Annotated in this window: 5 protein-coding genes; all 5 read left to right on the forward strand. The window is 64.2% G+C overall.

The annotated features are described in order from the left end of the window. On the forward strand, window positions 1-551 hold a 551-nt coding region (locus tag ACEQXV_RS19590; RefSeq protein WP_370270569.1), incomplete at its 5' end, for a M20/M25/M40 family metallo-hydrolase. 147 nt (window positions 552-698) lie between these two features. After that, a complete protein-coding gene (locus tag ACEQXV_RS19595) occupies window positions 699-1,118 on the forward strand; it encodes a hypothetical protein (protein WP_372526249.1) in 420 nt (139 codons plus the stop codon). 125 nt (window positions 1,119-1,243) lie between these two features. After that, the gene (dctP, locus tag ACEQXV_RS19600; RefSeq protein ID WP_370254307.1) at window positions 1,244-2,254 is read left to right on the forward strand and encodes a TRAP transporter substrate-binding protein DctP; all 1,011 of its coding nucleotides are present in this window, start codon (window positions 1,244-1,246) and stop codon (window positions 2,252-2,254) included. A gap of 81 nt (window positions 2,255-2,335) precedes the next feature. Then, a complete protein-coding gene (locus tag ACEQXV_RS19605) occupies window positions 2,336-2,968 on the forward strand; it encodes a TRAP transporter small permease subunit (protein WP_370254308.1) in 633 nt (210 codons plus the stop codon). 12 nt (window positions 2,969-2,980) lie between these two features. After that, on the forward strand, window positions 2,981-4,381 hold the full coding sequence (locus ACEQXV_RS19610; protein ID WP_370254309.1) for a TRAP transporter large permease: 1,401 nt from the start codon (window positions 2,981-2,983) through the stop codon (window positions 4,379-4,381). The last annotated feature ends 281 nt before the right edge of the window (window positions 4,382-4,662 follow it).

Genomic DNA, 4,662 nt, shown 5'->3' on the forward strand with positions numbered 1-4,662 from the left:
GGCGCGAGGTCATGGTGCCGGCCTGTGCCCTGGTGATGGACCTTCAGACCATCGTCGCGCGCCGCATCGCGCCGGTCGATACAGCCGTGGTTTCGGTGACCGAGCTTGTGACTGACGGCACCCGCAATGCCTTGCCCGGCCTCGCGCGGATCCTGGGCGACGCCCGCAGTTTCCGCCCCGAGGTATCCGCCACGATCGAGACCGAGATGCGCCGCCTGGCAGAGGGGATCGCGCTGCAATACGGGATCGAGGCGCGCCTTCGTTACGACCGCGAATTCGTGCCGACGATCAACGACGCCGAGCTTGCCGAGGCGATGATGCAGGCCGCGGGTCCGGTGTCCGATGTCACGGCCACGCGGGCAGAACCGATGACCGGATCCGAGGATTTCGCCCGGTTCCTGTCCCGCGTGCCGGGCTGCTTCGCCTTCATCGGCAACGGCGAAGGGTCCGCCCCGCTGCACGCGCCCAACTACGATTTCAACGACGCCGCCCTGCTGCATGGCGCGCAGGTTCACGCAGCCATTGCCCGCGCCCGGCTACCGGAAGGATGACATTGCCCATGTTTGATCAAGGTCAATGCTGACTTGGCCGATCGGCGCTCTGCTAAGGGCATGGGCGATCTTGAACAGATACATCCCCGTCACCGTTTTCTGATAGGGCTCTTCTTCCATGTGACCTGGCTTTCGGGGCCTGTCCTCATGGCGCTCTACGGAGTGGCGGCGCGCGCTATCCTGCTCGGGCGCGGCGTCGAAGTGGTGTCATGGGAACGGGGGGTCGAGCTGCTCTTGCCATTTGCCTTGTGGGCAGAACCCCCATTTCTCGTGGTCGCGGTCATGACGAGAAAAAGACTGAGGCAATTGATCAGCCGGGATCCCGGAGCCTTTCGAACGGGAATGGCCATGGCGCTTGGTGCCTATTCCGGCCTTGTGCTGTCGCATGGCTTCATCGTGACAGGGTTGCTGCTTTACGAAGGGCCGGGCGGCCTTGCCGAGGCGGTTTACATGTTCATGGCGCTTTGGATGATCACGATCCCTTACATGATCGCAGTGGCGGGGGTCGGTGCGCTTGTTGGGGCGGGGCTCGTATGGGTGCTTTTGCGGCTTTTGAATAAGGTCTGACACACCCCTGCGGAAATCCGCAGGCCTTTGGACGCCGACTGCGCAATTTCCTTCATAGGCATCGCCGCAGGACCGCCGCCATACTCCCGTCATCCGCGAAATGCGTGATCAATTGGGAGGACATCATGAAAAAGACGATCACCGCAACCGCCGTTGCGGCCCTTACCGTTGGCTTCGCAGCCGAAGCTTTTGCAACCGAATGGAACGTGTCGGTCTGGGGCTCGCGCCGCGCCTTCACCGAGCATGTGGAACGTCTGGCCGAACTGGTGGCCGAGCGCTCCGGTGGCTCCTTCACCATGAACATTTCCTACGGCGGCCTGTCGGGCAACCGCGAGAACCTTGATGGCATCTCCATCGGTGCCTTCGAGATGGCCCAGTTCTGCGCCGGCTACCACGCCGACAAGAACCCCTCCATCACCGTGCTGGAACTGCCCTTCCTGGGCGTGAGCTCGCTTGAGCAGGAAGCCGAGATTTCCATGGCGCTCTACCAGCACCCGGCCGTGCAGGCGGACCTGGCGCGCTGGAACGCAACGCTGCTCATGCCCTCGCCGCTGCCGCAGTACAACTTCGTCGGTCGCGGCGATGCGCCCGCATCGGTCGAGGATTTCGCCGGGATGGCCGTGCGGGCCACTGGCGGCATCGGGGCCGCCATGTCCGCAATCGGCGCGGTGCCGACCTCGATGACCGCAACCGAAGTGCGCCAGGCGATGGACAGCGGCGTTGTGCAGGCGGTCAGCTTCGCCCCCCACGCCCACATGTCCTACGGCACCATCGAGAACGCCGACTGGTGGACCACCAACCTCAACCCCGGCACCGTGAACTGCCCGGTCGTGGTCAATACCGACGCGCTGGAATCGCTCTCCGAGGCCGAGCGCGAGATCCTGATGGGTGCTGTTGACGAAGCGATGCAGCACTACCTCGACTACTACAACAACCAGACCATGGCCGCCTGGGGCCCGGCGCTGGACGACCGTGGCATCGAGCGTATCACCTTCGGTGACGCGGAACTTGCCGCCTTCCGCGAAGCGGCTGCCGCCCCGGCTGCGGCTGCCTGGATCGAGGAGAACACCGCACGCGGCCTGCCCGCGCAGGAGCTCTACGATTTCGTCACCGGCCTGATCGCCGAAGGCAACTGAGCCTGACACCGCGCCCCGCCCGGACAAATCCCGGGCGGGGCGTTTCCTTTCGGGACCCCACCAGACCAAGGAGGATCTCCGATGGCCGGAGCATCCCTCGTGCTGTCCGATGACAGCACAATCAGCCGCCTTGACCGCAGCCTCTTGTGGCTGGAACGCAAATTCGCCCTGCTGAGCGGCCTCGCCGTGTTCGCCCTGATGATCCTCGCCGTGGTCTCGGTCGGTGGGCGCAACGCGATGAACCAGCCGATCTCGGGCTACGTGGACTGGATCGAACAAGCCATGCCGCTGATTGCCTTCATGGGCATCGCCTATACGCAGCGCGAGGGCGGGCACATTCGCATGGACCTGCTTGTAGGCAACCTGCGCGGGCGCGCCATGTGGGCGGCAGAATTCGTCACGACGCTGGCGATCCTGATCCTCATGCTGCTGCTGGTCTGGGGGTCTTTCGCGCATTTCCAGCGCAGCTTTGACTGGGGTTCGCCCCTGTTCAGCCGCGACAGCTCGATGGATATCGGCCTGCCGCTCTGGCCTGCCAAGCTGCTGGCACCGATTGCCTTCTCGGTCCTGTGCCTGCGGCTCGCGTTGCAGCTGTTCGTCTATGGCCGCGCGCTGGTGTCCGGACAGGAAAACCCGGTCGGCGTTCCCCTTCATGCCGATGCCGCGACCGTCGCGGCGATGGAGGCCGCGCAGGTCTCCGGCCACGACGACTGAGGAGAGCGCGTCATGGAACCCATTCAAATCGGCCTGATCGTCTCTGGCCTGCTTCTGGTGCTGGTGATCCTGGGCATGCGTGTGGCCTTTGCTGCTGGCCTGACCGGCCTCGTGGGCCTGATCTGGATCTTCTGGAGCCGCCGAGGCTATGACCCCGAGGACTTCATGTGGGCGCTCGGCGTTGCGGTGCAGACCGCGGGCCAGGTGCCGCATTCCAAGATTTCCAGCCAGGCGCTCAGCCTCATCCCGACCTTCATCCTGATCGGCTATCTCGCCTATCACGCGGGCCTGACAAAGGCGCTGTTCGAAGCCGCCAAGCGGTGGTTCGCCTGGGTGCCGGGCGGCCTGGCCGTGTCCACCGTTTTCGCGACGGCCGGCTTTGCCGCTGTGTCCGGCGCATCGGTCGCGACCTCCGCCGTGTTTGCCCGTATCGCTATCCCCGAGATGCTGGCCGTGGGTTATGACAAGCGCTTCGCGGCGGGTGTCGTTGCCGCCGGCGGCACGCTGGCCTCGCTCATCCCGCCATCAGCGATCCTGGTGATCTACGCGATCATCGTGGAACAGGATGTTGGGCGGCTTTTGCTGGCGGGCTTCATTCCCGGCGTCTTCTCGGCCGTGATCTATGCCTTGCTCATCATTGGCCTGGCCAAGACGATCAAGAACTTCGGCCCGCCGGTGACCGGCTTCACCTGGCGAGAGCGGTTCGAGTCGCTCCCCCCCGCCCTGCCCATCGTGATGGTGGTCGTGATCATCATCTTCTTCGTCTACAACCCCTTCGGCGGCGACGCCTGGGGCACGCCGACCGAAGGCGGCGCGATCGGGGCCTTCATCGTCTTTCTCATGGCGCTATGGCGCGGCATGCGCTGGCCGGAACTGAAAGAGGCGCTGCTGGAAACCGCCAAGCTCAGCGTGATGATCTTCACCATCATCTGGGGCGTGCTGATCTACGTGCGCTTCCTGGGTTTCGCCGACCTGCCCGGCGCCTTCGCCGACTGGCTGACCACGCTGCACATGTCGCCGATGCTGATCCTGATCTGCATCCTGCTGGCCTACGCGGTGCTGGGGATGTTCATGGATGCAATCGGGATGCTGCTCCTGACCCTGCCCGTGGTCTTCCCGGCGGTCATGGCGCTCAACGGCGGCATGAACGTGACGGCAGAGGCCAGCACCTTCGGCATGTCCGGCACCATGTGCGCGGTCTGGTTCGGCATCCTCGTGGTGAAGATGGCAGAGTTCTGCCTGATCACGCCGCCCATCGGATTGAACTGCTTCGTGGTGGCCGGTGTGCGTGACGATCTCAGCGTGCAGGACGTGTTCAAGGGGGTGACGCCTTTCTTCATCGCCGATGCGATCACCATCGGCCTGCTGGTTGCCTTCCCCTGGATCGTGCTCTGGCTGCCAAGCCAGATGTGACCTGATCTTGTACAAGAATAAGCGCGCGGCGGCCCGGGGAGACTCTGGCCGCCGCGATGCATTTTGGGGCTTTCGTCTGCACGGGGGGTGCACAGGGGGTGTACGGGGGGTGCACGGGGGGTGACAGGCCATTTTCGGCTACCCGGGCGCGGCAGAGGCTTGACTCGAGTCGCGCGTCGTGAAATTAATTCAATCAATAAAATAAATATGGCGACCGGGGAGGGCGCCATTGGGAGGACCCATGTATCTTGGTTTGGATCTGGGCACGTCCGGGCTTCGGG

It is taken from the genome of Nioella sp., from assembly GCF_964229645.1.
In the GTDB taxonomy this organism is placed as follows: Bacteria; Pseudomonadota; Alphaproteobacteria; order Rhodobacterales; family Rhodobacteraceae; genus Nioella.

What these genes read in the sequence shown, in the direction of transcription:
- ACEQXV_RS19605 (WP_370254308.1), top strand. Translation starts at nt 2,336, where the DNA reads ATGGCCGGAGCATCCCTCGTGCTGTCCGATGACAGCACAATCAGCCGC.
- ACEQXV_RS19610 (WP_370254309.1), top strand. Translation starts at nt 2,981, where the DNA reads ATGGAACCCATTCAAATCGGCCTGATCGTCTCTGGCCTGCTTCTGGTG.
- ACEQXV_RS19595 (WP_372526249.1), top strand. Translation starts at nt 699, where the DNA reads ATGGCGCTCTACGGAGTGGCGGCGCGCGCTATCCTGCTCGGGCGCGGC.
- dctP (WP_370254307.1), top strand. Translation starts at nt 1,244, where the DNA reads ATGAAAAAGACGATCACCGCAACCGCCGTTGCGGCCCTTACCGTTGGC.